This is a genomic window from Bradyrhizobium stylosanthis (assembly GCF_001641335.1).
GTDB classification, from domain to species: Bacteria; Pseudomonadota; Alphaproteobacteria; order Rhizobiales; family Xanthobacteraceae; genus Bradyrhizobium; species Bradyrhizobium stylosanthis.
This window is the reverse complement of sequence record NZ_LVEM01000002.1, coordinates 1482413-1507252: the sequence shown is the minus strand read 5'-3', so window position 1 is coordinate 1507252 and position 24840 is coordinate 1482413. Positions and strand designations below refer to the sequence as shown.

Here is a 24840-nt window from a genome sequence, read left to right as displayed (position 1 = left end):
TGAGATGGTGAAATTGTTCGGTGTCGCGGGTGATTCGCTCGCGCGTTGAAGGATTTAGACCATGACTCGGGCGTCCGGCACGGCAGGCTTTCAGAGCCAAACCGATACCGTTTCGTCTTCCCGGCTGACCAACGCGGTCGCGGCTTCGCTCGCCGTCGCCGCGCTCTCGCTGTGCCTGATCGTCACCCTGACGGTGCTGTCGACCAAGGCGACCATGGCGATGGGCCTGCCGGTCTGATTCCCGTTTCATCCTCGACGAGCCTTCAGGGCGCCGCACGCCCCGCGCCGGCCGGCAGCGCGACAGGACGTCGATGAAATCACCTGTGGTCATCGTTGCAATCACCCTGACTGCGGCCATCCTGGTCGCGGCCTCGCTGCTGATCTTCACCGGCATGCGCAAGAGCCCGGGCAGCTCGACGCTGAATGCGCCCGCGCAGCAACAGCGCATCAGGCACGTGCATTTGACCTAAAATCATCCGAAAGCTTTGCACTGCGTCTCAAGCCGCCCTTAAGGGCTCCGCGCGATTTCGCACTGCGTCATCGCAACAATGAGTCAGTCTTGCGCCCTTACTCGTTCAGGGAGGAACGAGAGGCCATGCGGTTCGGATGGCGCGCGATGTCCGGTCCAATGCTGACGGTAGCGGTCACGCTGCTGGCGCTTCTGCTTGATCGCGCCGTCCACGTTCCCTCGCCTGCGCCCTTGTTCGTCTGCATCGTCGCGCTGGCCGGCGCGCTCGCGGGCTTTGCCGCCGCCATGACCAGCGCAGCCCTCGCGGTCGTCGGCGCGGCGCTGTTCTTCCTCAATCATCGCGCCACGTCCTTCTACGCCGGCGCGGACCTGGTCGGGCTGCTCGCCGTGACGGCGTTCGGCACCGCAGGCATCACCGGGTTGATGCGCGAGCGGCTGCTCGCGACCTTCGCCGCGGAGCGCCAGAGCCACGCGCTCGCCGCGCGGCTGTCGGCCGCGCTCGACCAGGTCGACATCGGAATCGTGCTGCTCGATACCGAGACGCGCGCCGAATTCATCAACCGCGCCTTCCGCGACTATTTCGCGCTGCCGGATGAAATGGCCGACAGCAAGCCGCCCTTCATCGCGCTGATGTATCACGGCCGCGACACCGGCGCGTTCGAGCTGCCGGAGGACGAGCTCGGCACCTTCATCGCGCAGCGCATGGAGATGGTGCGGGTCGGCGATGCCACGCCGATCACCATCAAGTTGCGCAATGGCGAGGTGCTGCGCTTCGTCTGTGCTGCGCTACCCGACGGCGGACGCATGCTGAGCTACACGCCGGTCACCGACCTCGTGCGCCACACCGACGCGCCGGCGCGCGCCGACTACTACCGCTCGCTGCGCGATCCCGCGAACCGCAAGCTGATCCGGTATCTTCGCGTCGCGGAGTGAGGCGATTGCGCGATTGATCGGTGCTCCCATCATCCCGTATGAAGGACACTTCATCGATCGCGGGATTTTCAGATGTCGCTCACCATTCGCTCCGTCACGAGGCAGGACTACGATCAATGGCTGCCGCTGTGGGACGGCTACAATGCCTTCTACGGCCGCTCCGGTCCGACTGCGCTCTCGCCTGAGATTACGAAGGTGACGTGGCAGCGCTTCTTCGATGCCTATGAACCGGTGCACGGGCTGGTCGCCGAGAGCGACGGCAAGCTGCTCGGCATGACGCACTATCTGTTCCATCGCAGCACCACCGCGATCGAGCCGTCATGCTACCTGCAGGACCTGTTCACGCTGGAGGCTGCGCGCGGCAAGGGCATCGCCTCGGCGCTGATCTACGGCGTCTACGAGCGCGCCAAGCTGGCGGGATCGCCGCGGGTCTACTGGCAGACCCACGAGACCAATACCACCGCGCAAAGCCTGTATGACAAAGTCGCCGAGCGCTCCGGTTTCATCGTCTATCGCAAGATCTTCTGATCAACCCGCGACGGGACATCCGACCTGGCGCTGACGTTCGGGGCATTGAGCTTCGACGTCGTCATGGCCGGGCATAGCCGTCTGAAGGACGGCGTCGCTTGCGCTCGCCTATGTCCCGGCCATCCACGCCTCAGCTCCGCACGACAAAAGAACGTGGATGCCCGGGACAAGCCCGGGCATGACGGGCCTCCGCATTTGATCGTTCCAGGGACCTCGCGGGCGCCTGTGGATAACTCGGTCTGTCACCGGCGCGTAACACACCGGGATTAAGTTGCAGCTGCGTCTGATCAGGCCCCCCGTCACCGATCAAGCGCCCCAAGCGGTCCCCGTCAGTCGCCGCGTCTGACAGGGGCCGCATTTTTTTGTCCGCGCCGCCAGCATGGCAGCAGCGCGGCGGGCAGCTTGCTGCTGCGGCGCACGGCGGTCAGAATGCCGGCCGTTCATCTCCCACAGGATCCCCCATGGAAATTCGTAATCTCGGCGCCTCCGGCCTTCGCGTGTCCGCGGTCGGGCTCGGCTGCAACAATTTCGGCCAGCGCATCGACCTCGAAGCCTCGCGCAAGGTGATCCATCGCGCGCTCGACCTCGGCATCACGCTGTTCGACACCGCCGACATCTATTCGAACATGGGCGGCTCGGAGACCGTGCTCGGCGCGGTGCTGGGCGATCGCCGCAAGGACATCGTGCTGGCGACGAAATATTGCAAGCCGATGGCGGAGGACGGCACCAAGCAGGGCGCCTCGCGCCGCTACATCATGGCGGCCGTGGAGGCGAGCCTGAAGCGGCTGAAGACCGATTACATCGATCTCTACCAGCAGCACGATTACGACCCGTTGACGCCGATCGAGGAGAGCCTGCGCGCACTGGACGATCTCGTCCGGCAGGGCAAGGTGCGCTACATCGGCAACTCGAACTTTCCGGCATGGCGGATCGCGGAAGCGGAGTATGTCGCGCGCGCGATGAATGTCAGCCGCTTCGTGTCGTGCCAGGACGAATACTCGCTCGTCGTGCGCGACATCGAGAAGGATTTGCTGCCGGCCGCCACCGAATACAAGCTCGGCCTGCTGCCGTTCTTCCCGCTCGCGAGCGGACTTCTGACCGGCAAGTACAAGAAGGGCGAAGCGGCGCCCGGTGACACCCGCTTCGGCCAGACGCCACGGCTGCGCGACCGCTATGTCACCCCGCGCAACGAGGCGATCGTCGAGAAGCTGCAGGCCTTAGCCAAGGCGCGCGGGCACTCGATGCTCGAGCTCGCCTTCTCCTGGCTGGCCGCGCGCCCGCAGGTCTCCAGCGTCATTGCAGGTGCCACCCGCCCCGAGCAGATCGAGCAGAACGTCAAGGCGATCGCGTGGAAGCTCAGCGCGGAGGACATGGCGGAGATCGACAAGATCACGCTGGGCTGATCATCGCGACTGCCGATCTCAGCGGCGCGACGCTACTTGGCGCCGCGTCCGACCGTCTGCATCACCTCAAACCCCTCGAACTGGGGATGGCCGAGATAAAGCGGCTTGTTGTCGCCGGCCCGGTGATGCGCGGCGCGGAACGCTTCCGACTTGGTCCACGCCTCGAATGCGGCATGGTTCGCCCAGATCGTGTGCGAGGCGTACAGCGTATGATCCTCGGCTTCCGGCCCGCGCAGCAGATGGAATTCGACAAAGCCCGGCACCTTGTCCAGATGCGTGTCGCGGGTGAGCCAGACCTGCTCGAAGGCGGTCTCGGAGCCCTTGGCGACACGGAAGCGGTTCATGGCGATGTACATGGATGGTCTCTCCTGATGCTCGCCACATCATGTCGTCATTCCCCGACGCGCCGCAAGGCGCGGGCCGGAATGACGGCTAGGCAATCAGCCCCTTCATCGGCCTTGCGCTTGCGCTGTCCGGGAACACGGTTTCCGCCAGCACGCGGTCGGACAGGCCGAACTGGTCCTGCAGCACGCCCTTGATCACGGAGCGCAGGTCGGTGGTGGGCTTGAGGTCGCGGCCCTCGTAGAGGTTCGCGAGCTTGAGGCCCGGCCAATCGGAGATGACGCGGCCGCCCTTGACCGCGCCGCCGGCGAGCAGCGCGATGGTGCCGGTGCCGTGATCGGTGCCGTCGGTGCCGTTGATGCGCGCGGTGCGGCCGAACTCGGTGGCGACGACGACGGCGGTGTCGCGCCAGCGATCCCCCAGGCCAGACTCGAATTCGGCGAGTGCGCCGTCGAGCCCGCCGAGCAGGAAGGCGAGACGGCCGACGGGCCCGCCCTCATTGGCATGCGTGTCCCAGCCGTCGAAGGCGAGCGCGGCGATGCGCGGACCGTCGTCGGCCGCCATCAGTTTTGCGGCGCCGCGCGCCACCTGGCGCATCTGCACGACCTGATTGCCGGGCTTCGGCTTCATGTCATCGCCGCTTGCAGCCTTCTCGAGCTGGAGGCCCTGCGACAGCGCGGAGGCCAGCGCGGGATCGCGATGACGGTAGAGATCGACGAGCCGCATCGCGGTGTCGTCGTCGGCCTGCGGCAGCGCGACCGGCGCCCAGCCGACGGTCGGCGCATTGCCGCGCAGCACCAGCGGCGTGGTCGGGCCCACCGCAAGACCGCTCCACACGCGCTCGCCGCGCGGCAGCGCTTCCAGTGCGCGGTTGAGCCAGCCGGATTGCACGCGGCCCGGGCCGGCATAGCCGCTTTCGAGCACGTCCTGGCCGTCGAAATGCGAGCGGTCGCGATAGGGCGTCGCCACCGCATGGATCACCGCGGCATGTCCGCCGCGATACATGCGTGCGAACTCCGGCATCGCCGGATGCAGCGCGAAGAAGCTGTCGAGCATGATCGCGGGATGCGCGCCGTCGGCCGCGAGCGCGATCGAGCCGTGCAGGCCGGCATAGTCAGGGTCACCGAGCGGCGCGACGGTCGAGAGCCCGTCGAGCGCGCCACGCAGGATCACGACGATCAGCCTGGGATCGCGCCCATTGGCCGCGCGCGCGAATTTCGGCAAATAAGCCCAGGCCGCGAAGGAGGCCCCGCCGAGCAGAAGGCCGCGGCGCGAGGTGAGGAGGCGGTTCTCGACGCAGTCGATCATCATCATCTCCTCTGCATTTCCGGCGACATCAACAGCAGCGCCAGCGCCTGCTGCCGCGATTCCGCGCGCTCGATGGTACGGCGCGTCTCGATGGATGCGGCGTCGGCTGCTGCGAATTCCAGGAGGTCGAGCGGATCGATATTGTCGCCGAGCCGCGAGGCCACTTGCGCCGCAATGTCGAGCCGCAGCTTGATGCCTTCAGGCGCAGCCCATGCCGCGCTGGTATCTGGAAAACCGTTGGGACCCGCCGGAGACCACAGCGGCTGACCGAGCAGGTTCAGACTGTTGAGATATCGGCCGGGGTCCTCCGGCACGCGCGCCAGCAGCCGGCCGCTCGCGACCAGGAAGTCGTAAGGGCTGCGCATCTTCGTCAGCGGCGCCTTCCAGGCCTCGTCGGAATCGACGAGTGCAGTTGCCATCGCCTTGAGGTCGCCGTCGGTCCTGACGAAGACATCGCGCAATCGCGCGACGAGCGCCGGCGGCGGATCGTCGGCAACGAATTGACGGACGAGCTTGGTCGCGATGAAATTCGCGGTCGAGGGATGGCGCGCGATGTCGGCCAGCGCGGCTTCGCCCTGCGCGACGCCGGCCGGCTCGTAGGTCTTGCCGAGCAGCATTTGCGATCCGGGCTGGTGTGCATTCGTATTGAACACGAAGGAGCCGGGCGTCCCGAGCTGTCCTTGCCGTCCGGCAAAGGTCCAGCCGGTGATGATGCGCGCAAGCGAGGTGACGTCCTCCTGCGTGTAGCCGCCGCCGACGCCGAGCGTATGCAGCTCCATGATCTCGCGCGCCAGGTTTTCGTTGAGCCCGCGCTTGCGGTTCTGGCCCGCGCGCGAGTCCGGCCCGAGCGATTGCTGGTTGTCGAGGAAGAACAGCATGGCCGGATGCTGCTCGACCGCTTTCAGCATGTCGGCGAAGCGCCCGAGCACGTGCGGCCTGATCGCCTCGCGCTCGAACGCGCCGGCCCAGATCCGCGCCAGCTCGCCCTTGCTCGCGGAGATGCAGAAATGATTGGACCAGAACACGACGAGACGCTCGGTGAAGCCGCACTCGACCAGCGTCGCGCGCTGCAGCCGCGCCAGTGCTTCGGCGCGAAAGGTCTTTTGAATCACGTTGAGCGGCTGCGGCGCGGGTTTCGCGGCCGGCGGCGGCGAAGCGTTCGGCTGCATCATCTCGGGCTTCGCCGCGCTATCGGCAGGCTTCGCGTCCGTCATCTGGCCGCCGATCTCGGTGGCGGCCGTGTTCAGCGAGAGATTGCGGCGCAGGGCGGGCTTCTGATCGGCAGGCGGCTGCGGCGGCATCTCCGCGGGCGCGGTGGCTTTGGCAGTTTCCTTGGCCGTTTCCTTGGCAGCCTCGCGCGCCTGCTTGACCTGGTCCTGATAGGCGAACACGGCCTGGCCGAGCTGCGGCGTCGATTGCAGGCCTGGCGCCTCCAGCAGCACGCCGTTCGGACGGGCCAGTTCCGCCTTCACAAAGCCTCTGGGGTCGGAGGCCGCGTTGATGAGATCGCCCGATGCGCCGCCACGGGCGCCGAAGCCGAAACGGTTGAGCGCAACGAGGGCGGCTTGCGAATCGCGGGCCATCGATTTGTCCTTCGCGCCTTGCCAACCGCTTTTCCGAGACGTGCGCAGCGCATAGTATAGTGCAGCGACAGATGAACCCGACATGAAAATGACGGCGAAGCCTTTGCGTAAATCATGACAAATCCGAAAGAAATGCCGTCAGCCCCGACCCTCCCGCGCCGCCTCGCCTGCGCCCGCTGCGGCACGGAGTTCGGCTGCGACCTCTCGGGCACTTGCTGGTGCGCGGAGGAGACCGCAAAGCTGCCGATGCCGGTCGAGGGCGAGGATTGCCTGTGCCGGGAATGTTTGCGGAAGGCGGCGGCGGAGGCGCGCGCTTCTGCGGGGTGAACGCGAGACGGCGCCGCCCCCACGGGGTCGTCCCGGCCTAGTGCGCAATTGCGCACGGGGGCCGGGACCCATATCCCCAGGGAGATGTTTGGCGAAGACTGGTCGTTCGGTATTCCTACCGCCGCGCTCGATAGATCACGCGGTATGGGTCCCGGCCTGCGCCGGGACGACGTTGGGGACGACAGCTTGCCCTACACCGCAAACCCCGGCGACGTCCGCGCCATGCCGTCGAATGCATCCAGCAGCTTTTCGCGCCAGGCGTAGACGGGATCGTCGTTCTCCAGCAGCTTGAACGGGCTGACGACGCGCGCCCATTGGAAGCCGCCGAACACGATATAGTCGGCATAGTTCGGTGCAGCTCCGCCGATGAAGGGCTGCTTCTTCAGCGTCTGGCGCATCACCTCCAGCGACTTGCGGAAGGCGACGACGCCGGTGTCGCGGCTCGCCATCACCTCCTCCAGCCTCTTGCCGCCGAAGCGCGCCTCGCGCGACTGCCGGAAGTAGGCGGCATCGACCTCGGCGAGATTGTTCGGGATGTCGGCGACGATCAGCGGAAAGATGCCACCGACGATGGCGATGTCGCCGAAGGCGTTGATCATGCGCGCCATGGCGCGGCCGCCTTCGCCGCCGAACAGCAAGGGGCGATCCGGAAAATGGTCCTCGAGATAGTTCGCGATGGCCCAGGAATCGACGACCGGCTTGTGGTGATGCAGCAGCACCGGCACCTTCTCGGAGCCGTGCGGCGCGATCGCGCTCTTCTCGGTGAAGCGCCAGGGCAGCGTCTCCGCCGACAGGCCCTTATGCGCCAGCGCCATCCGCGTGCGCCAGCAATACGGGCTGAAGGGACGCGAAGGATCGGTGCCGACGAGTTCGAAGAGTTTCAGTGACATGATTGGTTCCGTTGCTGCGATTACCGGACAGAGTAACCGTCATGGCGCCGAGCGCAAGAAAGCCGTCCCGTCGCCGGTGCCCCGGTGTGACCGGCAATCGGTTGCCAGCTCGCGCTCGCACCGGACCTGCCGTCACTTGTTGCGGCGGCCCCCGGATTGGACCTAAGCTCGGGCATTTCAAAAATCGGGAGGCATTGCAATGACCCAGACCATTCCACGGCGCGATTTCCTTCTCGGCTCGGCAGCGCTCGCCGGCGCCGCGGCCGCCAACGCCTTCACCTGCGTCGAGATCGCGAGCGCGGCGCCGATCACCGTTCCGACCGTCGACAAGCTCTCGATCCGCGTGCTCGTGGATTCGAGCTTCGACCTGTTCTTCCGTCCCAAGCAGATCAACGGCGTCTCGATCGCGCCGGCCACGCGCGTCGGCGGCGACTACCGCAAATCGCTGCACAATGAATGGGGCCTGTCGCTCTGGTTGGAATCCGAAGGCGGCGGCAACCAGCGCACGCTGATGCTGGACTACGGCTACACGCCCGAAGTGCTGCTCAACAACATGGCGCTGATCGGCGTCGATCCGGCCAAGCTCAACGCACTCATCGTCAGTCATGGCCATTACGATCATTTCGGCGGCCTCAACGGCTTCCTCGACAAGTTCCGGGACAAGCTGCCCGCCGACCTCAAGCTCTATGCGGGCGGCGAAGACAATTTCTGCCACCGCGTCAGCCCGACGCCGACGCAGGGGCAGTTCGCCGATTTCGGCACGCTCGACCGGCGGCAGCTCGCGGCGCAGAAGGTGACGACCGTGCTGTGCGAAACACCGACGGTGATCGCGGACCATGCCTTCACCACCGGCAAGATCACCCGCCGCAGCAGCGAGCGCGTGCTGCCGAACACACTGGTCGAGTTCGGCATCAAGGACGGGCTGGGCTGCAATGCCGGCCACTATCTGCCCGCGGAGATGGAGGGCAAGATCGTGCCGGACGAGCACATCCACGAGCACGCCACCTGCTTCAACGTGCGCGATCTCGGCCTCGTCGTGATCTCGTCCTGCGGCCATGTCGGCATCGTCAATTCGGTGAAGCAGGCGCAGGAGGTGTCGGGCATCCAGAAGGTGCACGCCGTCGTCGGCGGCTTCCATCTCGGCCCGGCGCCCAAGGACTACCTCACGCAGGTGGTGAGCGAGATCAAGGCGCTCAACCCCGATGTCGTGGTGCCCATGCATTGCAGCGGCCTCAACTTCGCGCAGGAAGCCAATGCCCAGATGGAGGGCAAGGTGGTGGTGACGACGACGGGAAGCCGCCTCACCTTCGGCCTGTGATGCGACGCGCCCGCGCCTGGCTGTACGCRATGCTGGCGCTCGCCTGCGCGGGCACTGCGCAGGCGCGCTCGGCCGCCGAGACCATGGACATCCTGATGTGGAATCGGGAGCCGGTCGGCGGACCGTTCGAGCTGGTCGACCAGACCGGCAAGGCGCGCAGCGACCGCGACTTCCGCGGACAGCTGATGCTGGTCTATTTCGGCTTCACCTATTGCCCCGACGTCTGCCCGACCGATTTGATGGCGATCGGACAGGCGCTCGAGCAGCTCGGGCCGGACGCCGACGCCGTGCAGCCGGTCTTCATCACGCTCGACCCCGAACGCGACACCGCCGGGCATCTTGCCGAATATGTGCCGATGTTTCATCCGCGGCTGCTCGGGCTGACCGGGAGCCGCGACGCGATCGGGGCGGCGGCGGAGGCCTACAAGGTCTATTTTGCCAAGATCCCGATCGGCAAGGAGGCCGGCGACTACACGGTCGACCACACGTCCTTCATCTATCTCATGGACCGCGACGGGAAATATCTCGGCTTCTTTCCGCCGGGCACGTCGGCCGAGCGCATGGCCGAGATCATCCGGCCACGGCTTGCGGCGCCCTCACGATAGCCCTCCGGCCGGAAGCGATGCGCTTCACCGCCCGTTGGTGCGCAATAGTTTCTCGCCGCCTTCCGTCACCGCGATGACCAGCCCCACGCCCGGCAGCGTCTCGCGCGCGACGTAGCCGCGGTCGGCGGCGTCTTCCCAGATGGTGAGGCGCGGGCACGAGGTCTTCCAGGTCGCGATGACCTCGGCGTAGGCGCGCGGCTCGCGCGCGACCCATTCGACGAAGTCCAGCACCAGCGGATCGGCAGTCTCGCTCATTGCAAACCTCCCTTGTCGAAGGCGGCCAGCACCGGCGTGCGAACCATAAGCCATCCGCCATAGGCGATGTAGTAGCAGGCGATCGTGGTGATCAGCTTGTTGGACCAGGCGATGAATTGCTGGTCGGTCATGGCTTCCAGGATGCGCCGTGCCAGCGTGGTGCCCAGCATCGAGGCTGCAATGGCGACGCCGGCGAGCACGGGATCGAGGCTTGCGGCCTGGTCGATGACGCCGCCGAAATAGATCAGCTTGGTGAAATGGCTGACGAGCTGGCACATCGCTTTCGTCGCCACCTTCTCGCGCCGGCCGAAATCGCCGCCGAGGAAGAAGGTGTCGAGCAGCGGGCCGGAGACGCCGGTCATCAACATCAGGCCCATGCAGATCGTGCCGTAGACCGTGCCCTGCCAGAGCCTGTCAGGGTCCGGCTTGACGTTCGACGGCAGCAGCCGTGCCATGAACGGTGTGACGCCGAGCAGCAGCAGCGCCGTCGGCTTGTCCGGCACGTAGCGGGTGATCGACCAGGCCGCGAGCGCGATGGCCGCGCCGACCATGTAGTTCGCGACCGGCCGCCAGCGGATGTGCGACCGCCACAGCAGCGCGCGCCAGCCGTTCGAGGCCATCTGCGTGATCGCATGCAGCACCATCGCGGTCGGCAGCGGCATCAGGGCCAGCAGCACGCCGATCAGGATCAGTCCGCCCGCCATGCCGAACAGCCCCGACAGGAACGCGGTGGCGACCATCAGCAATCCAAGGGCAGCGATCATGATGGGCGTCACGAGGGGATTCTCCTGTGGTGGCGAGGCGACGTAAGGGACGCAAACTGTTCGACCCCCTCGCCCCGCTTGCGGGGAGAGGGTGGGGTGAGGGGGAGCCTCCGCGGGGACGGTGAGAGTAAGACTCGCGGAGAGTCCCCCTCACCCGCCACGCTTCGCGTGTCGGCCTCTCCCCGCAAGCGGGGAGAGGCGTAGGGGAAGGTGCCCCGCTTGCTCCCCCTTCGCAAACTGAGTTATCTTGCCCTGGCATCAGCTTTCCTGAGGGTCGGGCATTGCGGCGGCTGCTGTTTCTCAACGGCATCAAGGCATTCGAGGCGGCGGCGCGGACCGGCAGCTTTGCTGCGGCCGGGCTCGAGCTGAACGTGTCGGCGGCCGCGGTGAGCCGCATGGTGCATCTGCTGGAAGAGCGGCTCGGTGTCGGGCTGTTCGAGCGCAAGGCCAACAAGCTGGTGCTGACGCAGGCGGGCCGCGCCTATCAGAGCGGGCTGACGCCGATCTTCGACGCGCTGGCGAGCCTCACCGCCCAGGTGACGGCGCCCTCCAGCGTGCGCGTGCTCACCATCGGCGTCGGCCACACCTTTGCGATGCGCTGGCTGATCCCTCGGCTGTCGGAGTTTCGCAACGAGGAGCCCGACATCGAGGTGCGCTTCACCACCGGCGGGGCGCTGGTGCCGTTCGGCGAAGACTGGAATTGCGGCATCAAGCTCGGCACCGGCGACTGGCCGGGCCTCGTCGCCGAGCCGCTGTTCGCCGGCGATCTCACACCGGTCTGCGTGCCCCGCCTCGCCAGCGGCCTGAAGCGGCCGGCCGACCTCAGGGGACCCAGCCTGATCCGTGTCGCGCACTCACCCGAGGACTGGCCGATCTGGCTGAAGGCCGCCGGCCTTGCCCGCATCAACGCGCGCGGGCCGGAATTCCAGTTCTACGGCCAGGCGCTGCAGGCCGCCGCCGACGGGCTCGGCATCGGCATGGGGATCCGCCCCTATATCGACGACGATCTCGCTGCCGGCCGGCTGGTTGCGCCGTTCGACCTCTCGGTGCCCAAGGGCATGCGCTGGTACCTGCTCTATCGCAGCTTCCAGACCGAGCAGCGCGACTTCGCCGCGTTCCGCCGCTGGATCATGCGCGCGGCCTCGGAACCCGCGACCCGCCCCGTGCGGCGGGCCGGCCGCAGTTCCGCGCGGAACTGACGCGCAAGGGCAAAAAAGCCCGACGCTTGTGAACGGCTTCACATCATCAAATCCGCAATCGTGGTCCCCTGACCCTCCAACAAGACACGCGACCTAGACACTTTGGGGACTACCAATGACGACCCTCTACGACGGCTTTGACATCGAATCCTTCGAGGCAGGCAAGGGACTGTGGCACGCCCGTATCCGGCGCTCCGATTTCAGCCCGGTTGCCATCGACGGCGTGCTGTTTCCAGCCATGGAAGTCGGCTTCGCCTGGCCCGATCGCGACGCCGCGATCGCCGACGCCAAGCACCACATCGACCGCTTCCGCCGGCGCACCGATCGCGACGACGACTAGATCTTCCAGCGCAGCGCGGCGCGAAACGAGGAACCGCTGATGTCGTATATCGAGATCGATGAGACCCAGCCGCTGGCCCGATCCTTCGCACGGTCGGTACTGTCGAAATGCCCGGACTGCGACGGCGATCTCACGGTGCTCCGTGTGATCGGCGGCCGCGCCGGGTGCGAGTACTGGACCATGCGCTGCACCGATTGCGGCGGCGTCCATCTCGACATCCTGAAGCCGCGCCAGGCGGCCGGGGATGACGACGGGCCGCTGCCGGCGGCGTGACGTTCCGTCCTGCTGCCAACCTGCTGTCAGCAGTCCGAGCACGGACGGGCTTTCGCCCTTTTCTGAGGGGCGGACTCGTCCCATATTCGCCCCATGGCGAAGAAACCTGCTCCCCCTAAATCCCCCAAAACCAAGGCCCCGAACTCCAAGGCGCACCGCCCTGACGTGCAGCCGATCGGGCCGGCGCTGGCCGAACTGCTCAATCCCGCGATCAACCGCGGCGATGCCGGGCTGGGCTCGGGGACGGGCCTGCAGCCGCCGCCGGACAATTCGCGCGACCGCCGCGCCGGGGGCGAGGCTGCCGCGCATCGCGCGCGGGCCTCGACGCCGAAGGAGTTTCCGCAAGACAACGCCAGGCCGATGCCGCTGCGGCCCAATCCGCAGCCGCCGGGAGCGCGCGCATCGACCGAGGGGTTCGAGGAAGCACCGCAGGCCAATTACGGCACCGCCGCCACGATCCCGACGCTTGATCCGGAACTGGCGCGTCAGCTCGGCCTGCCGACCGAGGAAGACGACGCTGAGGCGCTGGCGCGTCCGCCGCGCAACAAGATGGAGGCGCTCGGCGTCAAGGCGACCGCCGAGGCGCTGGAGTCGCTGATCCGCGAGGGCCGGCCCGAGTTCCGCAAGGACGACGGCTCCACGAAAGTGTGGACCCCGCACCGGCCGCCGCGTCCGGAAAAGTCCGAAGGCGGCGTCCGTTTCGAGATCAAGTCAGCCTACGAGCCCAGGGGCGACCAGCCGACCGCGATCAAGGAGCTGGTCGAAGGCATCGAGCGCAACGACCGCTCGCAGGTGCTGTTAGGGGTCACCGGCTCCGGCAAGACCTACACCATGGCCAAAGTGATCGAGGCGACGCAGCGGCCCGCCATCATCCTGGCGCCGAACAAGACGCTGGCCGCCCAGCTCTATGGCGAGTTCAAGAGCTTCTTCCCCGACAACGCGGTGGAGTATTTCGTCAGCTATTACGACTACTACCAGCCGGAAGCGTATGTCCCGCGCACGGACACCTACATAGAAAAGGACTCGTCCATCAACGAGCAGATCGACCGCATGCGCCACTCGGCGACACGCGCGCTGCTCGAACGCGACGACGTCATCATCGTGGCGTCAGTGTCCTGCATCTACGGTATCGGTTCGGTCGAGACCTACACCGCGATGACCTTCGCGCTGAAGAAGGGCGAGCGCATCGACCAGCGCCAGCTCATCGCCGACCTCGTCGCGCTCCAGTACAAGCGTACCCAGGCCGACTTTACCCGCGGCACTTTTCGCGTGCGCGGCGACGTCATCGACATCTTCCCGGCACACTATGAAGACCGCGCCTGGCGCGTGAACCTGTTCGGCGACACCATCGAGACCATCGAGGAATTCGACCCGCTCACCGGCCACAAGCAGGACGAGCTCGAATTCATCAAGATGTACGCCAACTCGCACTATGTGACGCCGCGCCCGACGCTGGTGCAGGCCATCAAGTCGATCAAGTCCGAATTGAAGATGCGGCTCGACCAGCTCAACAACCAGGGACGCCTGCTGGAAGCGCAGCGGCTGGAGCAGCGCACCACCTTCGATCTCGAGATGATGGAGGCGACGGGCAGCTGCGCCGGCATCGAGAACTATTCGCGCTATCTCACCGGCCGCCTGCCCGGCGAGCCGCCTCCGACGCTGTTCGAATACGTGCCCGACAATGCGCTGGTGTTCGCCGACGAGAGCCACGTCACCGTGCCGCAGATCGGCGGCATGTTCCGCGGCGACTTCCGACGCAAGGCAACGTTGGCCGAATACGGCTTCCGTTTGCCGTCGTGCATGGACAACCGCCCGCTCCGCTTCGAGGAGTGGGACATGATGCGGCCGCAGACGGTCGCGGTGTCGGCCACGCCCGGCGGCTGGGAGCTGAACGAGAGCGGTGGCGTGTTCGTCGAGCAGGTCATTCGCCCCACGGGACTGATCGATCCGCCCGTCGATATCCGCCCCGCCCGCACCCAGGTGGACGATCTCGTCGGCGAGGTGCGTGCCACCGCGCAGGCCGGCTATCGCTCGCTGATCACGGTGCTGACAAAGCGCATGGCGGAGGATCTCACCGAATATCTGCATGAGCAGGGCATCCGCGTCCGCTACATGCACAGCGACATCGACACCATCGAGCGCATCGAGATCATCCGCGACCTCCGCCTCGGCGCCTTCGACGCGCTGGTCGGCATCAACCTGCTGCGCGAAGGCCTCGACATTCCCGAATGCGCGCTGGTCGCGATTTTGGACGCCGACAAGGAAGGTTTTCTGCGCAGCGAGACCTCGCTGATCCAGACCATCGGCCGCGCCGCGCGCAACGTCGACGGCAAGGTGATCCTCTATGCCGACCAGATGACGGGCTCGATGGAGCGGGCCATCGCCGAGACCAACCGCCGCCGCGAAAAACAGGTCGAGTACAACACCGCCAACGGCATCACGCCGGAGAGCGTGAAGAAGCAGATCGGCGACATCCTCAACTCCGTCTACGAGCGCGACCACGTGCTGGTCGAGGTCGGCGGCCATGACATGACCGACGACGTCATCTCGATCGGCCACAATTTCGAAGCCGTGCTCGCCGATTTGGAGACGCGGATGCGCGAGGCCGCCGCCGATTTGAACTTCGAGGAAGCCGCGCGCCTGCGCGACGAGGTCAAGCGCCTGCGCGCCACCGAGCTCGCCGTCGTGGACGATCCCACCGTCAAGCAGCGCACCGTCGCGGGCAAGGCCGGCGCCTATGCCGGCGCGAAGAAATACGGTGACGCCGCGAACCTGCCGGTCAGCGCGATGAAGAAGAAAACCGTGGGCTCCGCGCTGAAAGCCAGCGGCGGCGGCAGCGGCTCGAAGGTGCACAAGCCGCATCTCGACGAGATGCACGGCCCGGAATCGCTGCCCTACCGCGAGAAGCAGACGCTGCCGTCAAAACCGTTCGGCAGCACGAGCCGGATCATCCAGCCGACGGATTCGCGGCAGTCGGGGCCGGAGTTCGGCCCGGCGCCGAAGTCGACGGGCGGGGCGCCGGGGCGACGGGGTGGGTGGAAGAAGAGGTAGGGCGGCGCAGGTCTATCGGCGACGTCTGTGGTTATGGATTCCGGGCTCGCCGCTTCGCGGCGCCCCGGAATAACGAGAGACTCTCACCCCACACTCGCCGTCACCACCGCCATCACCGACAGCAGCAGCACGATGGTCATGAGTTGCAGCGAGGCGACGGGCTGGGTGCGCCAGGCTGTGATCTTGTCGGACAGCGACAGGTGGGCCTCGAAGAATTTTGGTTCGTAGACGGTCTTGAAGAGAGCGGGGAAGCTCGGGCCGAGGGTCACGGCCAGCATCGCATGCATCAGCGAGGCGACGGCGACGAAGATGGCGACGCCGGGGTCGCCGGAGAGGTCGTGGTTGCCGCACAGCTTGAGCAGGAAGGCGGCGACGGCGAAGGTCGGGAAGCTCTGCAGCGTCGCGGTCAGCGCGATGCCTTCGAGCGCGTTGTGCAGGCGGGACTTTCTCGTGGCGGCGATGGTGGCCATGGCACGTCTCCCTGATGACATGGGGATGACGGTAGCCGCGGTGCGCGAGGCGCGATGTGAGTTGGGTCACGCCGGTTGGTCGGCCGGAACTTCGCCTCTTTCCCGCGTGCGGCAACGCTATCGCACATGACTCGTGGTTGCGGCCGGAGCGCGCGCCTCGTCCTTCGAGACGGCGCTTACGCGCCTCCTCAGGATGAGGCTAATCCGGCGTCGGTGCCCGTTGGAACTGCGGCCGCGAACTCCGTCCTCATCCTGAGGAGCCCGCCTAAGGCGGGCGTCTCGAAGGATGGCCGTCGGGAAAGGCGCTCAGATGCGATACTCCGCAGCAAACGGGGACGGATAGGACCGTCGACGCGGATGGAGGGGCCCTACAGCTTCCCTTGCCCGTTCATCTGGCTCTGCTGTTGCCGCTGCTTCTCCTGTTCCTTGGCGTGGTGACGGCCGTAGAGGCAGCCGGCAGCGGCGCCCAGCACGCCGTGATGGCCGGCATAGTGGCCGGCGACACCGCCGACGACGGCGCCCTTGATGCAGCCCTTGGCGTTGGCGGCGGAACCCGCGCCGAGCATGAGGAGCACGGCTGCGGCGGTGAGGAGCGTGGATTTCATGGATGTCTCCGGATGCGATGTCCTGGCATCAACGGGCGCTGACGGCTCCGGGTTCCCTCGCGCCCGGCCTTGCAGGACGCGTCGGCCGATAGGCACGCAGCGTCATCCCAGGACGCGAAGGCCGCTTGTTTTCTTGCAAGGAAACAGGCGCGCAACCCGCAATTGCACCCCATGAACCGGGTATTGCGCCGGCGCGTCATAGACTGGATCACCCCTGTGTTCTTGCGGATTGAAGCATGCGCGGGCTGCGCGATAGCGTCCGCGGGTCATGGCAATGAGGGCGGCGCGGCATGACGGTGGAATCGTTGAACAGGCAACGCGTCGTGCATCTGCTCGACGCGTTCGCGCGCGGCGACATCGAGGCCGCGCTGGCGTGCTGCACCGACGACGTCGACTTCCTCACGCACGCGCCGATCGACGTGCTGCCGCACATGGTTCCGCGCCACGGCAAGGGTGAGCTGCGCGAGCTGTGGCAGACGATCTGGTCGCGCTATTCGGAAGTTCGCTACAAGGCGCCGCACATCCTCGCCGACGGCGACGAGGTCGCGACCTACATGCACACCTATTTCAGGAAGCGCAGCAACGACCGCATCGTGCAGTTCGACATGGCGGTGTTCTACACTTTCCGCGGCGGCCTGGTGGCGCAGATCCGCGAGATCATCGATTCCTACGACCTGGTGCAGCAGGTGCTGGAGCGCGAGATCGGGCCGCTGATCACGGGCGCGGGGGTGGACGGGGTGTAGCTGCGGTCGCCGATGTGCTCCCTCGCCCCGTTCTTACGGGGAGGGGGTTGGGGTGAGGGGCATCTCTCCACAAGCGAGATCGCCGACGGGCCTGTACCCCTCACCCGCCGCGCTCAGGGCGCGAGTGCGCCCCCGAGCGCGTCGACCTCTCCCCGCGAGCGGGGAGAGGTGAAGAGGCCCCCGTTTGAACCTCCCTGCCCGCCGGCAAGACCCATCCCGGGGCGTTGTGTACGCCGGCTGGGGTTGGCCGATGAAAGTCGTTTTGCTTGCCGTCTTGGGACTGTTTTTGGGAACGCTGGGCGGGGCCGCGCTCGGCATCGGGGCCGGGCTCGCTTTCGTCGAAATCGCACAAACCACGAATTTCGAGGGCCAGAACGGCATGCTGGTGTTCTTCACCTTCATGCCCGCGGGCGCTGCCATCGGCGGGATCGGCGGCGCAGCGCTGTTCGGCCTGCTGGCGCTGCGCGACAGCGCCATTGCGCTGGAACGGGAACCCGCGGTGCACGGGGACCGGTAAATTACGGGGTCCTGTTGTAAATCTCACAAATCGCCATCAATTGTGCATTGCAAAAACGTGAATTGCGTTTTGGCCGAAATCCCGTACCTTGTTCGCATACAAATGAGTTGAGCGCCCCGGGGCACCTTTACGGTGCATGGGGTCGTTTTCCGTTTTTTCTGCAAGCCAGCTTCAGGACTGCCCCAAATGACAGAGCACAGCCTCTGGCGTTTCTCGCGCGCGTTGCACCGCGCGATCAACGACCGGCATTTCGAGGATATCGAGGCCCTGATCGACGAGGACGTCGAGTGGGCGCTCTACGGCCCGATCGACATGTTTCCGTTCCTCGGCGCGCGCCAGGGCAAGGAAGCGGTGCTCGACGTCATCCGCCAGCTTGCCGACAATTTCCAGGTCCGCCGCTTCGACCGCGAGAGCATCATGCTGGGCGTGGATTCCGCCGCCTCGATGCTGCGCTATTCGCTGACCGCACTGGACTCCAACAAGCCGATTTCGCTCAGGGTCGCGCAGTTCGCCCAGTTCAGGGCGGGCAAGCTCATCAGCATGCGCGTGCTGATCGACACGTTCGACCTGATCGAGCAGGCACTCGGCCGCGCCATTCATCTGCCGAAGATGACCAGCGTCGGCTGAGGGGGACGCCAACGGGTCCCGCTGTTCGGGACCGATGACAAAGGCGACCGCGACGTCCTGGCCTCCAGCCCCGCCGGATGCCGTCGCAGGCCAGCCGTCATCGGGCGCGCGCCTTTCGCGCGGCCCGTTGGTTCGCGTCCCAACGCGGGCGTCCCGAGGCGAGCCGCCACAATTTCGCAACGATAGATCCGCATGTATGGTGGGGACGGAATGGCGCATGGTCATCACCGAGGGCCGACATATAGTGTCGGACAGCATGCGCCGGGGTTTGCGGGCAGGACGATGGAATTCTCGACAGGTTTTGGCTGGACCAAGCTGCCGGTGCTGGCGGGCGCGTTCATTCTGGGCTCGGCTCTCGCGGTCTCGGCGCAGATCATCCCGCCCTTCTCCCCGCCCGCCGCCGTCGTGTCCGACGACGAGGAGGCCGAGACGGCCGAGGCCCCCAACGTCAACGATCCCGATGTGATGAAGGACATCGACGTCGACAAGCTCGACTGGAGCCAGCTCGCCATCGATGCCGGCACGCTCAACGACATCATCGCCGCCAAGAAGCGCGCCCAGGCCGCCGCCAATAGCGGCATGGCCTGGTCGTCGAACACCAACACCAACGGCTCGTCCGCGGTGACGGTGAAGCAGTCCGTGTTCGAGTTCTGGGACACGCGGATCGGCGCCGACATGACGGTGGCGAGCGAGCCCCGGACGATGTCCGAGCTCTTGGCACAGAAGGCCACTAATGGCGGCAACCTGCCGCAATCCTCCGGCAGCGCGTGGGCGACCGCGACCGCGCCGGGCGCCGGCGTGATCTGGGACAAGACCGCGGTCGAGGCCCGCGTCGATCCCGGCTCCGAACAGAGCAAGCTCGGGGCCTCGCTGACCAAGTCGGTGCCGCTGACCGGCGACACGTCGCTGACACTGCAGAACGGCTACAGCGTCAACCAGCAGGGCACCACTGCCGTCCCCGGCATCGGCGGGCACATCACGCGCAATTACGAGACCGACCAGACCGCCAAGGTCACCAACACCGACACCGGCACCAGCATCACCGCGGGCCAGACGCTGTCGACCACCGACGACAAATGGCTGCGCAAGGTCGGCGCCGAGCAGAAGCTGTTCGACAACGTCACCGTCTCCGGTTCGGTCGGCGAGACTTCGCAAGGCGCGATCAACAAGAGCGTGACGGCGGGCTTCAAGAAGAGCTGGTAGGCGGAGCCTCCACTCCTTCTCCTCGTCCTGAGGAGCGCTCCAAAGGAGCGCGTCTCGAAGGATCGAGGCCCCCGCTGCGAGAGCCAGGCCTTCATGGTCCTCGCGGCGATGCGCAGCATCGTCCGCTGCGCGCGAAGGGCGCGCTCTTCACGATGAGGGATAGAGGGTTCCGTCGCTCGACCGGCGTTTACACTCCCCTAACCATACGCCACGGCAAAGCCCCCGAATCGTCCGCCCTTGCCGTATCTCGGCCATGCCGCGGTCAAAATCCGACGCCCTAGTCAGGATGACCGAATTCGTCGTGCGGGGGACACTCGCGCTGCGCTCAAACGCGAACAGGGGAACACCGATGAACGCTATCCGTCCGGAAAAGATCGAAGGCACCGAAACCGAGACCGTCGACAGCAATCTCGCTGCGGTGACCGAAGTCGAAGCTGGCATCCGTGACTTCGTCCGCAACGACATCGCCTATCTGCGCCGTCCCGCGGCGCCGACCACCGATGCACCGCCGCTCGATCCGAGCGCGGAGGCGACCGTCACCAACGTCAACTCGCTGATCCAGCGCGTCGCCGGCACCTCGCTCGCCGAGATCGAGAACCTGATCTCCGAGCTCGAGAGCCTGCGTGACCTGCTCCATGCCGAAGGCCAGCGCGTCCAGCGCGAGATCTCCGGCTACGCCCAGCTCAGCCAGGCGGCGATGAAGTCGACCCGCATGATCTCCGACAACGTCGCGCAGTGGAAGCGCGCCGCCGACGGCCTGCGCAACAGCTGATCGCACCTACCAGGCATCACCGGACCGCCGCGTTCCCGGAAGGGAGCGCGGCGGTTTTGATTCCGGGGGGAGTGTTGTGATGGATGCAATCGCTCCTCGACAACGGTGTCATCGCCCGACTTGATCGGGCGATCCAGTATTCCAGAGACAGTGAGGCAAGGGCCGAGACGCCGCGGCGTACTGGATGCCCCGGTAAGCCGGGGCATGACAGCGGAGGGTGTGGCCGTGATGGGTGCTCTACCGCGGCCGTGGACAGGCATTCACATCGTCAGCGCCGCCAGCCAATCCGCCTTTGAACCGTCCGCCGCTGACAGGCGACCAATGCCAAGCGCCCGTGCCGCCACGGCCGGGCTCGGGGGACATTCCAGATGGAAAGCATTCGGCCCGACACCACGGAGCCCATACCGATGCGGCCCGCGCCGAACCAGTTCGGCACGATCATGCTGCGGTTTGTCGGATTGCTGGCGGTTGCGATCGCGGTGCTGGCGTTCGTCTATAGCCGCTGAGGCCGGGACCGCGAGGCGGTCCCGAAACATTAACGAACCCTTACCGGGCCGCGTCGAAGGTCGAGGCTTCCAGGGTGTAGGCGCCGTCGGCATAACCCTTCACCACCATGCCGGCGACCAGCATCACGGCCAGCGTCGCGGTAGCGAAGATAAATCCGACAAACTTGAGTGCGCCGCGGTCAGCCATGGTCCTCGTCCCCTGTACCTCTGCCTATTCGTTCAAATAGACAGCGACAGGTTCATAATTGGTTAGCAACTCGATGGTTCCCCCAACTGCTTCGCGGGTAACCATGTTGCGCAGGCTTATGGCAGCCGGCCCGAATAGCGTCCATAGCGCGCGGGCAACACTCGCGCACTCATTTGCCCGTTCATCCTGGAACAGATCTAACCTTTCGCGCGCATCGGCACGAAGGCCGAGGCGGTGATGGAATAGACCTCTTCGCCGCGCTGATTGGTGCCGGTGGTGCGGGCCGTCAAAATGCCCCAGCCGGGACGCGAGGCGGAGGTGCGCTTGTCTATGACGACGTTGACGTAGGAGACGGTGTCGCCGGCCAGCACCGGCTTGATCCAGCGCAGGTCGCGAAAGCCGGGCGACGGGCCCCAGATTGCGACCTCCTCGCCGCGCGCCGCGGCCTCCCGCGCCAGACGCTGGCCGTCGGCGACAAGCAGGCTCATGCAGGCCGAACCGACATGCCAGCCCGAGGCGGCGAGCCCGCCGAACAGCGAGTTCTTGCCCTCCTCCTCGTCGAGGTGAAAGCGCTGCGGATCGAACTTCGCGGCAAACGTCTTGATGGACTCCGCGGTGAACGTGTAGCTGCCGATCTCGCGGCGCTGCCCGATGGCGATGTCGTCGAAGAACCGCATCAGGCCGCTCCCTCGCGTCGCTTGATCAGGATCGGCGAGGTCATCTCGGCGAGCGCCTGCCCCGCGGCGTTGCGCGCGGTGCACTTGAACTTGACGATGCCGAGCGTGGGGCGGCTTTTCGACGTGCGCGCCTCCAGCACGTCGACCTCGAGCGTGAGATCGTCGCCGGGCCGCAAGGGCGACAGCCAGCGCACCTCGTCGACGCCGGGAGACCCCAGCGACGCCGCGCGGGTGATGAAACCGTCGGCCATCATCCGCATCATCAGCGAGCAGAGGTGCCAGCCCGAGCCGGACAGGCCGCGCAGCATGCTCTTGGCTGCTGCGTCCTCGTCCAGGTGCATCGGCTGCGGATCGAACTCGGCGGCAAAGGCCAAAATCTCGTCGCGGGTGACATGGTGCGGGCCGAATGTTCCAAACCGGCCGGGCGGGAAGTCTTCGAAGGTCAGGGTCATCTTGGGAAAGCTTTGAGGGAATGACAGATTGTGGCCGCACTTTGCGGCAATCTCAACCCGCCGGCCCGCATGGCTCGTGCTACACACGCGGTGGCGGCGGTGGTCTTGAGTCGGACCAGCCGAGGGCCAGGATCCACCCACGCGACCCAAATTTGCCCTGGGGAGAGCAATGTTTTCATTCAGCGACCTGTTTCAATGGGACCGCTTCATCACGCCGACGATCATCAAGACCTTCTATTGGCTGGTGATCGCGCTGATCTGCCTGTTCGGCCTCTCCGGCATCTTCTCCGGCCTCGCCGCGATGGCGATCAGCCCGTTCGGCGGCTTCCTGGTGCTGCTGTCGTCGATCGCGAGCGTCGTGGTCGGGATCGTGTTCTCGCGCATCGTCGCCGAGCTGATCCTGATCGTCTTCCGCATCAATGAGCACCTCGGCGCGATCAGGGACCAGGGCGGCGGGATGAAGTGAGGCAGGCGCAGGTGCCGTAGGGTGGGTTAGCCGAAGGCGTAACCCACCTCTTCTGCTTCCTCGCGGTTAGAGACAATGGTGGGTTACGCTGCGCTAACCCACCCTACGGCACCGTCGCCGGTGCCTTACGTATTGAACCGGAAATGCATCACGTCGCCGTCGGCGACGACGTATTCCTTGCCTTCAAGGCGCAGCTTGCCGGCATCGCGGGCGCCGGCTTCGCCGTTCAGCGCGACATAGTCCTCGTAAGCGATGGTCTCGGCGCGGATGAATCCCTTCTCGAAGTCGGTGTGGATCACGCCGGCCGCGCCCGGCCCCTTGGTGCCGCGATGGATGGTCCAGGCGCGCGCTTCCTTCGGCCCCACCGTGAAATAGGTGATGAGGTGCAGCAGAGAGTAGCCGGCGCGGATCAGGCGATCGAGGCCGGCTTCCTCCAGGCCCAGCGTCTCCAGGAAGTCGGCGCGCTCTTCGCGCGAGATCGTCGCGATCTCGGACTCGATCTTGGCGGAGATGACGACGGCAACCGCGCCCTCCTTCGCCGCCTGCTCCTCGACCGCCTTGGAGAAGGCATTGCCGGTGGCCGCGGAGCCTTCCTCGACGTTGCAGACGTAGAGCACGGGCTTCGACGACAGCAGGCCGAGCATGGAGAACGCCCGCTCCTCCTCCGCCTTGCGCTCGACGAGGCGCGCGGGCTTGCCGTCGCGCAGCAGCACCAGGGTGCGGTTGACGAGGTCGAGCTGCTCCTTGGCGTCCTTGTCGTTGCCCTTGGCCTTCTTGGTGAGGTTGTCGACGCGCTTCTCGAGGCTGTCGAGGTCGGCGAGCATCAGCTCGGTCTCGATGGTCTCGATGTCGGCGAGCGGGGCGATCTTGCCCTCGACATGGGTGATGTCGGAGTCCTCGAAGCAGCGCACGACATGCGCGATGGCGTCGACCTCGCGGATGTTGGCGAGGAACTGGTTGCCGAGACCTTCACCCTTGGAGGCGCCGCGCACGAGGCCGGCGATGTCGACGAAGGTCAGCCGGGTCGGAATGATCTGCGCCGACTTGGCGATCGCCGCGAGCTTGTCGAGCCTGGGATCAGGCACGGCGACCTCGCCGACATTCGGCTCGATGGTGCAGAACGGATAGTTCGCAGCCTGCGCCGCGGCCGTCTCGGTCAGCGCGTTGAACAAGGTCGACTTGCCGACATTGGGCAATCCGACGATCCCGCATTTGAATCCCATGGTCTCATCCAGTCTTCGCGCCGCGGGCGCGTGTGTTCGTTGAAGTCGTCATGCCCGGCCTTGTGCCGGGCATCCACGTCCTTCGCTCCGCGGAGAAAGAAAGCCGTGGATGGCCGGGTCAAGCCCGGCCATGACGGAGAGAGATCAGTTCGATTTCTCTCCGTTCTCGTCCTTGGTCAAAAATCCCTTCGCCTGCATGGCCAGATGCACCCTGTTGGCGAAGGTCGCGTCCGTGCCCTTGGCGACCAGTGCGGCGTGCTCGGCGACCGCGTCGCAGAGCGTCGTCACCCAGTCGTTGTCGGCCTTGGCGAAGTCCGACAGCACGTGGCCGTGCACCATTTCCTTGACGCCGGGATGACCGATGCCGAGCCGCACCCGGCGGTAGTCGTTGCCGATATGCGCCGAGATCGAGCGCAGGCCGTTATGGCCGGCAATGCCGCCGCCGATCTTCACGCGGACCTTGCCCGGCGGCAGTTCGAGCTCGTCGTGGAACACGGTGACGTCGCCCGGCGCAATCTTGAAGAAGCTCGCCGCTTCCTGCACGGCGCGGCCGGAATCGTTCATGTAGGTCGTGGGCTTGAGCAGGATCACGCGCTCGGTGCCGAGCGTGCCTTCCGAGGTCTCGCCCTGAAAACGACGGCGCCATGGTGCAAAACCATGACGCCGCGCGATTTCGTCGACGGCCATGAAGCCGATATTGTGCCGGTTACGTGCGTATTTCGCGCCGGGATTGCCGAGCCCAACAAAGAGTCGCATGACGCGGCGCGCCCCTCGCTCGGCGCGCGGCTAGAGACCGCGCGCCAG

The 24840-nt window shown here is 66.2% G+C and carries 32 protein-coding genes; 19 read left to right on the top strand and 13 right to left on the bottom strand.

All coding sequences use genetic code 11. The features are described 5' to 3' along the window. The first annotated feature begins 61 nt into the window (after positions 1-61). From A7X65_RS42685 to A7X65_RS19025, 5 genes are all read left to right on the top strand, one after another. Positions 62-238, top strand: a complete 177-nt coding sequence (locus A7X65_RS42685) for a hypothetical protein (protein ID WP_167358260.1) — start codon at positions 62-64, stop codon at positions 236-238. 73 nt (positions 239-311) lie between these two features. Beyond that, positions 312-470 carry a hypothetical protein gene (locus A7X65_RS41835; RefSeq protein WP_063687351.1) on the top strand — a complete coding sequence of 53 codons (159 nt, stop codon included), beginning with the start codon at positions 312-314 and terminating at the stop codon, positions 468-470. Positions 471-595: 125 nt separating this feature from the next. Continuing rightward, positions 596-1402, top strand: coding sequence for a PAS-domain containing protein (locus A7X65_RS19035; protein WP_063687349.1), 807 nt, complete (start codon positions 596-598; stop codon positions 1400-1402). Positions 1403-1474: 72 nt separating this feature from the next. Further along, complete coding sequence (locus A7X65_RS19030) at positions 1475-1930, top strand: GNAT family N-acetyltransferase (protein ID WP_063687347.1); 456 nt, start codon at positions 1475-1477, stop codon at positions 1928-1930. A gap of 461 nt (positions 1931-2391) precedes the next feature. Then, positions 2392-3333 (top strand): aldo/keto reductase, encoded by a 942-nt coding sequence (locus A7X65_RS19025; RefSeq protein ID WP_063687345.1) that lies wholly within the window; start codon positions 2392-2394, stop codon positions 3331-3333. 32 nt (positions 3334-3365) lie between these two features. On the opposite strand, the gene hmuQ is transcribed toward A7X65_RS19025, so the two are convergent. The 3 genes from hmuQ to A7X65_RS19010 form a co-directional block, all read right to left on the bottom strand. Further along, the gene (hmuQ, locus tag A7X65_RS19020; protein WP_063687343.1) at positions 3366-3689 is read right to left on the bottom strand and encodes a heme-degrading protein HmuQ; all 324 of its coding nucleotides are present in this window, start codon (positions 3687-3689) and stop codon (positions 3366-3368) included. 76 nt (positions 3690-3765) lie between these two features. Then, positions 3766-4983 (bottom strand): DUF1501 domain-containing protein, encoded by a 1218-nt coding sequence (locus A7X65_RS19015; protein WP_063687827.1) that lies wholly within the window; start codon positions 4981-4983, stop codon positions 3766-3768. A gap of 2 nt (positions 4984-4985) precedes the next feature. Continuing rightward, a complete protein-coding gene (locus A7X65_RS19010; protein ID WP_063687341.1) occupies positions 4986-6566 on the bottom strand; it encodes a DUF1800 domain-containing protein in 1581 nt (526 codons plus the stop codon). Positions 6567-6680: 114 nt separating this feature from the next. Here A7X65_RS19010 and A7X65_RS43145 point away from each other — a divergent pair, with 114 nt between their 5' ends. Continuing rightward, positions 6681-6893, top strand: coding sequence for a cysteine-rich CWC family protein (locus tag A7X65_RS43145; RefSeq protein ID WP_063687339.1), 213 nt, complete (start codon positions 6681-6683; stop codon positions 6891-6893). Positions 6894-7084: 191 nt separating this feature from the next. Here A7X65_RS43145 and A7X65_RS19000 read toward each other — a convergent pair whose 3' ends face one another. Beyond that, positions 7085-7783, bottom strand: a complete 699-nt coding sequence (locus A7X65_RS19000; RefSeq protein WP_063687337.1) for a glutathione S-transferase family protein — start codon at positions 7781-7783, stop codon at positions 7085-7087. A gap of 199 nt (positions 7784-7982) precedes the next feature. Between A7X65_RS19000 and A7X65_RS18995 the strand changes: the two genes are divergently transcribed. Then, entirely contained in the window at positions 7983-9101 is a 1119-nt protein-coding gene (locus A7X65_RS18995) for an MBL fold metallo-hydrolase (RefSeq protein WP_063687335.1), read from the top strand. Between the two features lie 29 nt (positions 9102-9130). Then, positions 9131-9706, top strand: coding sequence for an SCO family protein (locus A7X65_RS18990; protein ID WP_245323609.1), 576 nt, complete (start codon positions 9131-9133; stop codon positions 9704-9706). Positions 9707-9730: 24 nt separating this feature from the next. Here A7X65_RS18990 and A7X65_RS18985 read toward each other — a convergent pair whose 3' ends face one another. Continuing rightward, positions 9731-9961 (bottom strand): hypothetical protein, encoded by a 231-nt coding sequence (locus A7X65_RS18985; protein WP_063687332.1) that lies wholly within the window; start codon positions 9959-9961, stop codon positions 9731-9733. Continuing rightward, on the bottom strand, positions 9958-10737 hold the full coding sequence (locus A7X65_RS18980) for a sulfite exporter TauE/SafE family protein (RefSeq protein WP_063687331.1): 780 nt from the start codon (positions 10735-10737) through the stop codon (positions 9958-9960). The genes A7X65_RS18985 and A7X65_RS18980 overlap by 4 nt, the downstream gene beginning before the upstream one ends. A 269-nt stretch (positions 10738-11006) precedes the next feature. On the opposite strand from A7X65_RS18980, the gene A7X65_RS18975 reads away from it, so the two are divergent. From A7X65_RS18975 to uvrB, 4 genes are all read left to right on the top strand, one after another. Next, the gene (locus A7X65_RS18975; RefSeq protein ID WP_063687330.1) at positions 11007-11924 is read left to right on the top strand and encodes a LysR substrate-binding domain-containing protein; all 918 of its coding nucleotides are present in this window, start codon (positions 11007-11009) and stop codon (positions 11922-11924) included. A gap of 115 nt (positions 11925-12039) precedes the next feature. Then, positions 12040-12264 (top strand): hypothetical protein, encoded by a 225-nt coding sequence (locus A7X65_RS18970; protein WP_063687329.1) that lies wholly within the window; start codon positions 12040-12042, stop codon positions 12262-12264. 39 nt (positions 12265-12303) lie between these two features. Next, entirely contained in the window at positions 12304-12537 is a 234-nt protein-coding gene (locus tag A7X65_RS18965; protein WP_063687328.1) for a hypothetical protein, read from the top strand. Positions 12538-12630: 93 nt separating this feature from the next. Then, positions 12631-15588 carry an excinuclease ABC subunit UvrB gene (gene uvrB / locus A7X65_RS18960; RefSeq protein ID WP_082884977.1) on the top strand — a complete coding sequence of 986 codons (2958 nt, stop codon included), beginning with the start codon at positions 12631-12633 and terminating at the stop codon, positions 15586-15588. A gap of 83 nt (positions 15589-15671) precedes the next feature. On the opposite strand, the gene A7X65_RS18955 is transcribed toward uvrB, so the two are convergent. Then, complete coding sequence (locus tag A7X65_RS18955) at positions 15672-16058, bottom strand: hypothetical protein (RefSeq protein ID WP_063687327.1); 387 nt, start codon at positions 16056-16058, stop codon at positions 15672-15674. Positions 16059-16426: 368 nt separating this feature from the next. Further along, positions 16427-16663, bottom strand: coding sequence for a hypothetical protein (locus A7X65_RS18950; protein ID WP_063687326.1), 237 nt, complete (start codon positions 16661-16663; stop codon positions 16427-16429). 290 nt (positions 16664-16953) lie between these two features. Here A7X65_RS18950 and A7X65_RS18945 point away from each other — a divergent pair, with 290 nt between their 5' ends. The 6 genes from A7X65_RS18945 (at position 16954) to A7X65_RS42680 (ending at position 21031) form a co-directional block, all read left to right on the top strand. Continuing rightward, positions 16954-17406: a nuclear transport factor 2 family protein gene (locus A7X65_RS18945; RefSeq protein WP_063687324.1), complete on the top strand. Its 453-nt coding sequence runs from the start codon at positions 16954-16956 to the stop codon at positions 17404-17406. 250 nt (positions 17407-17656) lie between these two features. Beyond that, entirely contained in the window at positions 17657-17923 is a 267-nt protein-coding gene (locus tag A7X65_RS18940; RefSeq protein ID WP_063687322.1) for a hypothetical protein, read from the top strand. 186 nt (positions 17924-18109) lie between these two features. Then, positions 18110-18550, top strand: coding sequence for a nuclear transport factor 2 family protein (locus A7X65_RS18935; protein WP_063687320.1), 441 nt, complete (start codon positions 18110-18112; stop codon positions 18548-18550). Between the two features lie 282 nt (positions 18551-18832). Beyond that, positions 18833-19753 carry a hypothetical protein gene (locus A7X65_RS18930; protein WP_063687318.1) on the top strand — a complete coding sequence of 307 codons (921 nt, stop codon included), beginning with the start codon at positions 18833-18835 and terminating at the stop codon, positions 19751-19753. 349 nt (positions 19754-20102) lie between these two features. Then, positions 20103-20525 (top strand): hypothetical protein, encoded by a 423-nt coding sequence (locus A7X65_RS18925; RefSeq protein WP_063687823.1) that lies wholly within the window; start codon positions 20103-20105, stop codon positions 20523-20525. A 368-nt stretch (positions 20526-20893) separates the two neighbouring features. Then, the gene (locus tag A7X65_RS42680) at positions 20894-21031 is read left to right on the top strand and encodes a hypothetical protein (RefSeq protein WP_167358259.1); all 138 of its coding nucleotides are present in this window, start codon (positions 20894-20896) and stop codon (positions 21029-21031) included. Positions 21032-21071: 40 nt separating this feature from the next. Here the strand turns inward: A7X65_RS42680 and A7X65_RS42675 are convergent, their stop codons facing one another. The 3 genes from A7X65_RS42675 to A7X65_RS18915 form a co-directional block, all read right to left on the bottom strand. Continuing rightward, complete coding sequence (locus tag A7X65_RS42675; RefSeq protein ID WP_167358258.1) at positions 21072-21218, bottom strand: hypothetical protein; 147 nt, start codon at positions 21216-21218, stop codon at positions 21072-21074. A gap of 197 nt (positions 21219-21415) precedes the next feature. After that, a complete protein-coding gene (locus A7X65_RS18920) occupies positions 21416-21895 on the bottom strand; it encodes a MaoC family dehydratase (RefSeq protein WP_063687316.1) in 480 nt (159 codons plus the stop codon). Continuing rightward, positions 21895-22347: a MaoC family dehydratase gene (locus A7X65_RS18915; RefSeq protein ID WP_063687314.1), complete on the bottom strand. Its 453-nt coding sequence runs from the start codon at positions 22345-22347 to the stop codon at positions 21895-21897. The genes A7X65_RS18920 and A7X65_RS18915 overlap by 1 nt, the downstream gene beginning before the upstream one ends. 169 nt (positions 22348-22516) lie before the next feature. On the opposite strand from A7X65_RS18915, the gene A7X65_RS18910 reads away from it, so the two are divergent. Continuing rightward, positions 22517-22813, top strand: a complete 297-nt coding sequence (locus tag A7X65_RS18910) for a DUF4282 domain-containing protein (RefSeq protein WP_027545964.1) — start codon at positions 22517-22519, stop codon at positions 22811-22813. 125 nt (positions 22814-22938) lie between these two features. Here the strand turns inward: A7X65_RS18910 and ychF are convergent, their stop codons facing one another. Together ychF and pth are read right to left on the bottom strand one after the other, a co-directional pair. Further along, entirely contained in the window at positions 22939-24036 is a 1098-nt protein-coding gene (ychF, locus tag A7X65_RS18905; RefSeq protein ID WP_063687312.1) for a redox-regulated ATPase YchF, read from the bottom strand. A gap of 144 nt (positions 24037-24180) precedes the next feature. Further along, positions 24181-24792 (bottom strand): aminoacyl-tRNA hydrolase, encoded by a 612-nt coding sequence (pth, locus tag A7X65_RS18900; RefSeq protein WP_063687310.1) that lies wholly within the window; start codon positions 24790-24792, stop codon positions 24181-24183. Between the last annotated feature and the right edge of the window lie 48 nt (positions 24793-24840).

Bases quoted from the DNA above. Each gene is read 5' to 3' on its own strand.
- A7X65_RS42685 (WP_167358260.1), top strand. From the start codon at position 62: ATGACTCGGGCGTCCGGCACGGCAGGCTTTCAGAGCCAAACCGATACC.
- A7X65_RS41835 (WP_063687351.1), top strand. From the start codon at position 312: ATGAAATCACCTGTGGTCATCGTTGCAATCACCCTGACTGCGGCCATC.
- A7X65_RS19035 (WP_063687349.1), top strand. From the start codon at position 596: ATGCGGTTCGGATGGCGCGCGATGTCCGGTCCAATGCTGACGGTAGCG.
- A7X65_RS19030 (WP_063687347.1), top strand. From the start codon at position 1,475: ATGTCGCTCACCATTCGCTCCGTCACGAGGCAGGACTACGATCAATGG.
- A7X65_RS19025 (WP_063687345.1), top strand. From the start codon at position 2,392: ATGGAAATTCGTAATCTCGGCGCCTCCGGCCTTCGCGTGTCCGCGGTC.
- hmuQ (WP_063687343.1), bottom strand. From the start codon at position 3,689: ATGTACATCGCCATGAACCGCTTCCGTGTCGCCAAGGGCTCCGAGACC.
- A7X65_RS19015 (WP_063687827.1), bottom strand. From the start codon at position 4,983: ATGATCGACTGCGTCGAGAACCGCCTCCTCACCTCGCGCCGCGGCCTT.
- A7X65_RS19010 (WP_063687341.1), bottom strand. From the start codon at position 6,566: ATGGCCCGCGATTCGCAAGCCGCCCTCGTTGCGCTCAACCGTTTCGGC.
- A7X65_RS43145 (WP_063687339.1), top strand. From the start codon at position 6,681: ATGACAAATCCGAAAGAAATGCCGTCAGCCCCGACCCTCCCGCGCCGC.
- A7X65_RS19000 (WP_063687337.1), bottom strand. From the start codon at position 7,783: ATGTCACTGAAACTCTTCGAACTCGTCGGCACCGATCCTTCGCGTCCC.
- A7X65_RS18995 (WP_063687335.1), top strand. From the start codon at position 7,983: ATGACCCAGACCATTCCACGGCGCGATTTCCTTCTCGGCTCGGCAGCG.
- A7X65_RS18990 (WP_245323609.1), top strand. From the start codon at position 9,131: ATGCTGGCGCTCGCCTGCGCGGGCACTGCGCAGGCGCGCTCGGCCGCC.
- A7X65_RS18985 (WP_063687332.1), bottom strand. From the start codon at position 9,961: ATGAGCGAGACTGCCGATCCGCTGGTGCTGGACTTCGTCGAATGGGTC.
- A7X65_RS18970 (WP_063687329.1), top strand. From the start codon at position 12,040: ATGACGACCCTCTACGACGGCTTTGACATCGAATCCTTCGAGGCAGGC.
- A7X65_RS18965 (WP_063687328.1), top strand. From the start codon at position 12,304: ATGTCGTATATCGAGATCGATGAGACCCAGCCGCTGGCCCGATCCTTC.
- uvrB (WP_082884977.1), top strand. From the start codon at position 12,631: ATGGCGAAGAAACCTGCTCCCCCTAAATCCCCCAAAACCAAGGCCCCG.
- A7X65_RS18955 (WP_063687327.1), bottom strand. From the start codon at position 16,058: ATGGCCACCATCGCCGCCACGAGAAAGTCCCGCCTGCACAACGCGCTC.
- A7X65_RS18950 (WP_063687326.1), bottom strand. From the start codon at position 16,663: ATGAAATCCACGCTCCTCACCGCCGCAGCCGTGCTCCTCATGCTCGGC.
- A7X65_RS18945 (WP_063687324.1), top strand. From the start codon at position 16,954: ATGACGGTGGAATCGTTGAACAGGCAACGCGTCGTGCATCTGCTCGAC.
- A7X65_RS18940 (WP_063687322.1), top strand. From the start codon at position 17,657: ATGAAAGTCGTTTTGCTTGCCGTCTTGGGACTGTTTTTGGGAACGCTG.
- A7X65_RS18935 (WP_063687320.1), top strand. From the start codon at position 18,110: ATGACAGAGCACAGCCTCTGGCGTTTCTCGCGCGCGTTGCACCGCGCG.
- A7X65_RS18930 (WP_063687318.1), top strand. From the start codon at position 18,833: ATGGAATTCTCGACAGGTTTTGGCTGGACCAAGCTGCCGGTGCTGGCG.
- A7X65_RS18925 (WP_063687823.1), top strand. From the start codon at position 20,103: ATGAACGCTATCCGTCCGGAAAAGATCGAAGGCACCGAAACCGAGACC.
- A7X65_RS42680 (WP_167358259.1), top strand. From the start codon at position 20,894: ATGGAAAGCATTCGGCCCGACACCACGGAGCCCATACCGATGCGGCCC.
- A7X65_RS42675 (WP_167358258.1), bottom strand. From the start codon at position 21,218: ATGGCTGACCGCGGCGCACTCAAGTTTGTCGGATTTATCTTCGCTACC.
- A7X65_RS18920 (WP_063687316.1), bottom strand. From the start codon at position 21,895: ATGCGGTTCTTCGACGACATCGCCATCGGGCAGCGCCGCGAGATCGGC.
- A7X65_RS18915 (WP_063687314.1), bottom strand. From the start codon at position 22,347: ATGACCCTGACCTTCGAAGACTTCCCGCCCGGCCGGTTTGGAACATTC.
- A7X65_RS18910 (WP_027545964.1), top strand. From the start codon at position 22,517: ATGTTTTCATTCAGCGACCTGTTTCAATGGGACCGCTTCATCACGCCG.
- ychF (WP_063687312.1), bottom strand. From the start codon at position 24,036: ATGGGATTCAAATGCGGGATCGTCGGATTGCCCAATGTCGGCAAGTCG.
- pth (WP_063687310.1), bottom strand. From the start codon at position 24,792: ATGCGACTCTTTGTTGGGCTCGGCAATCCCGGCGCGAAATACGCACGT.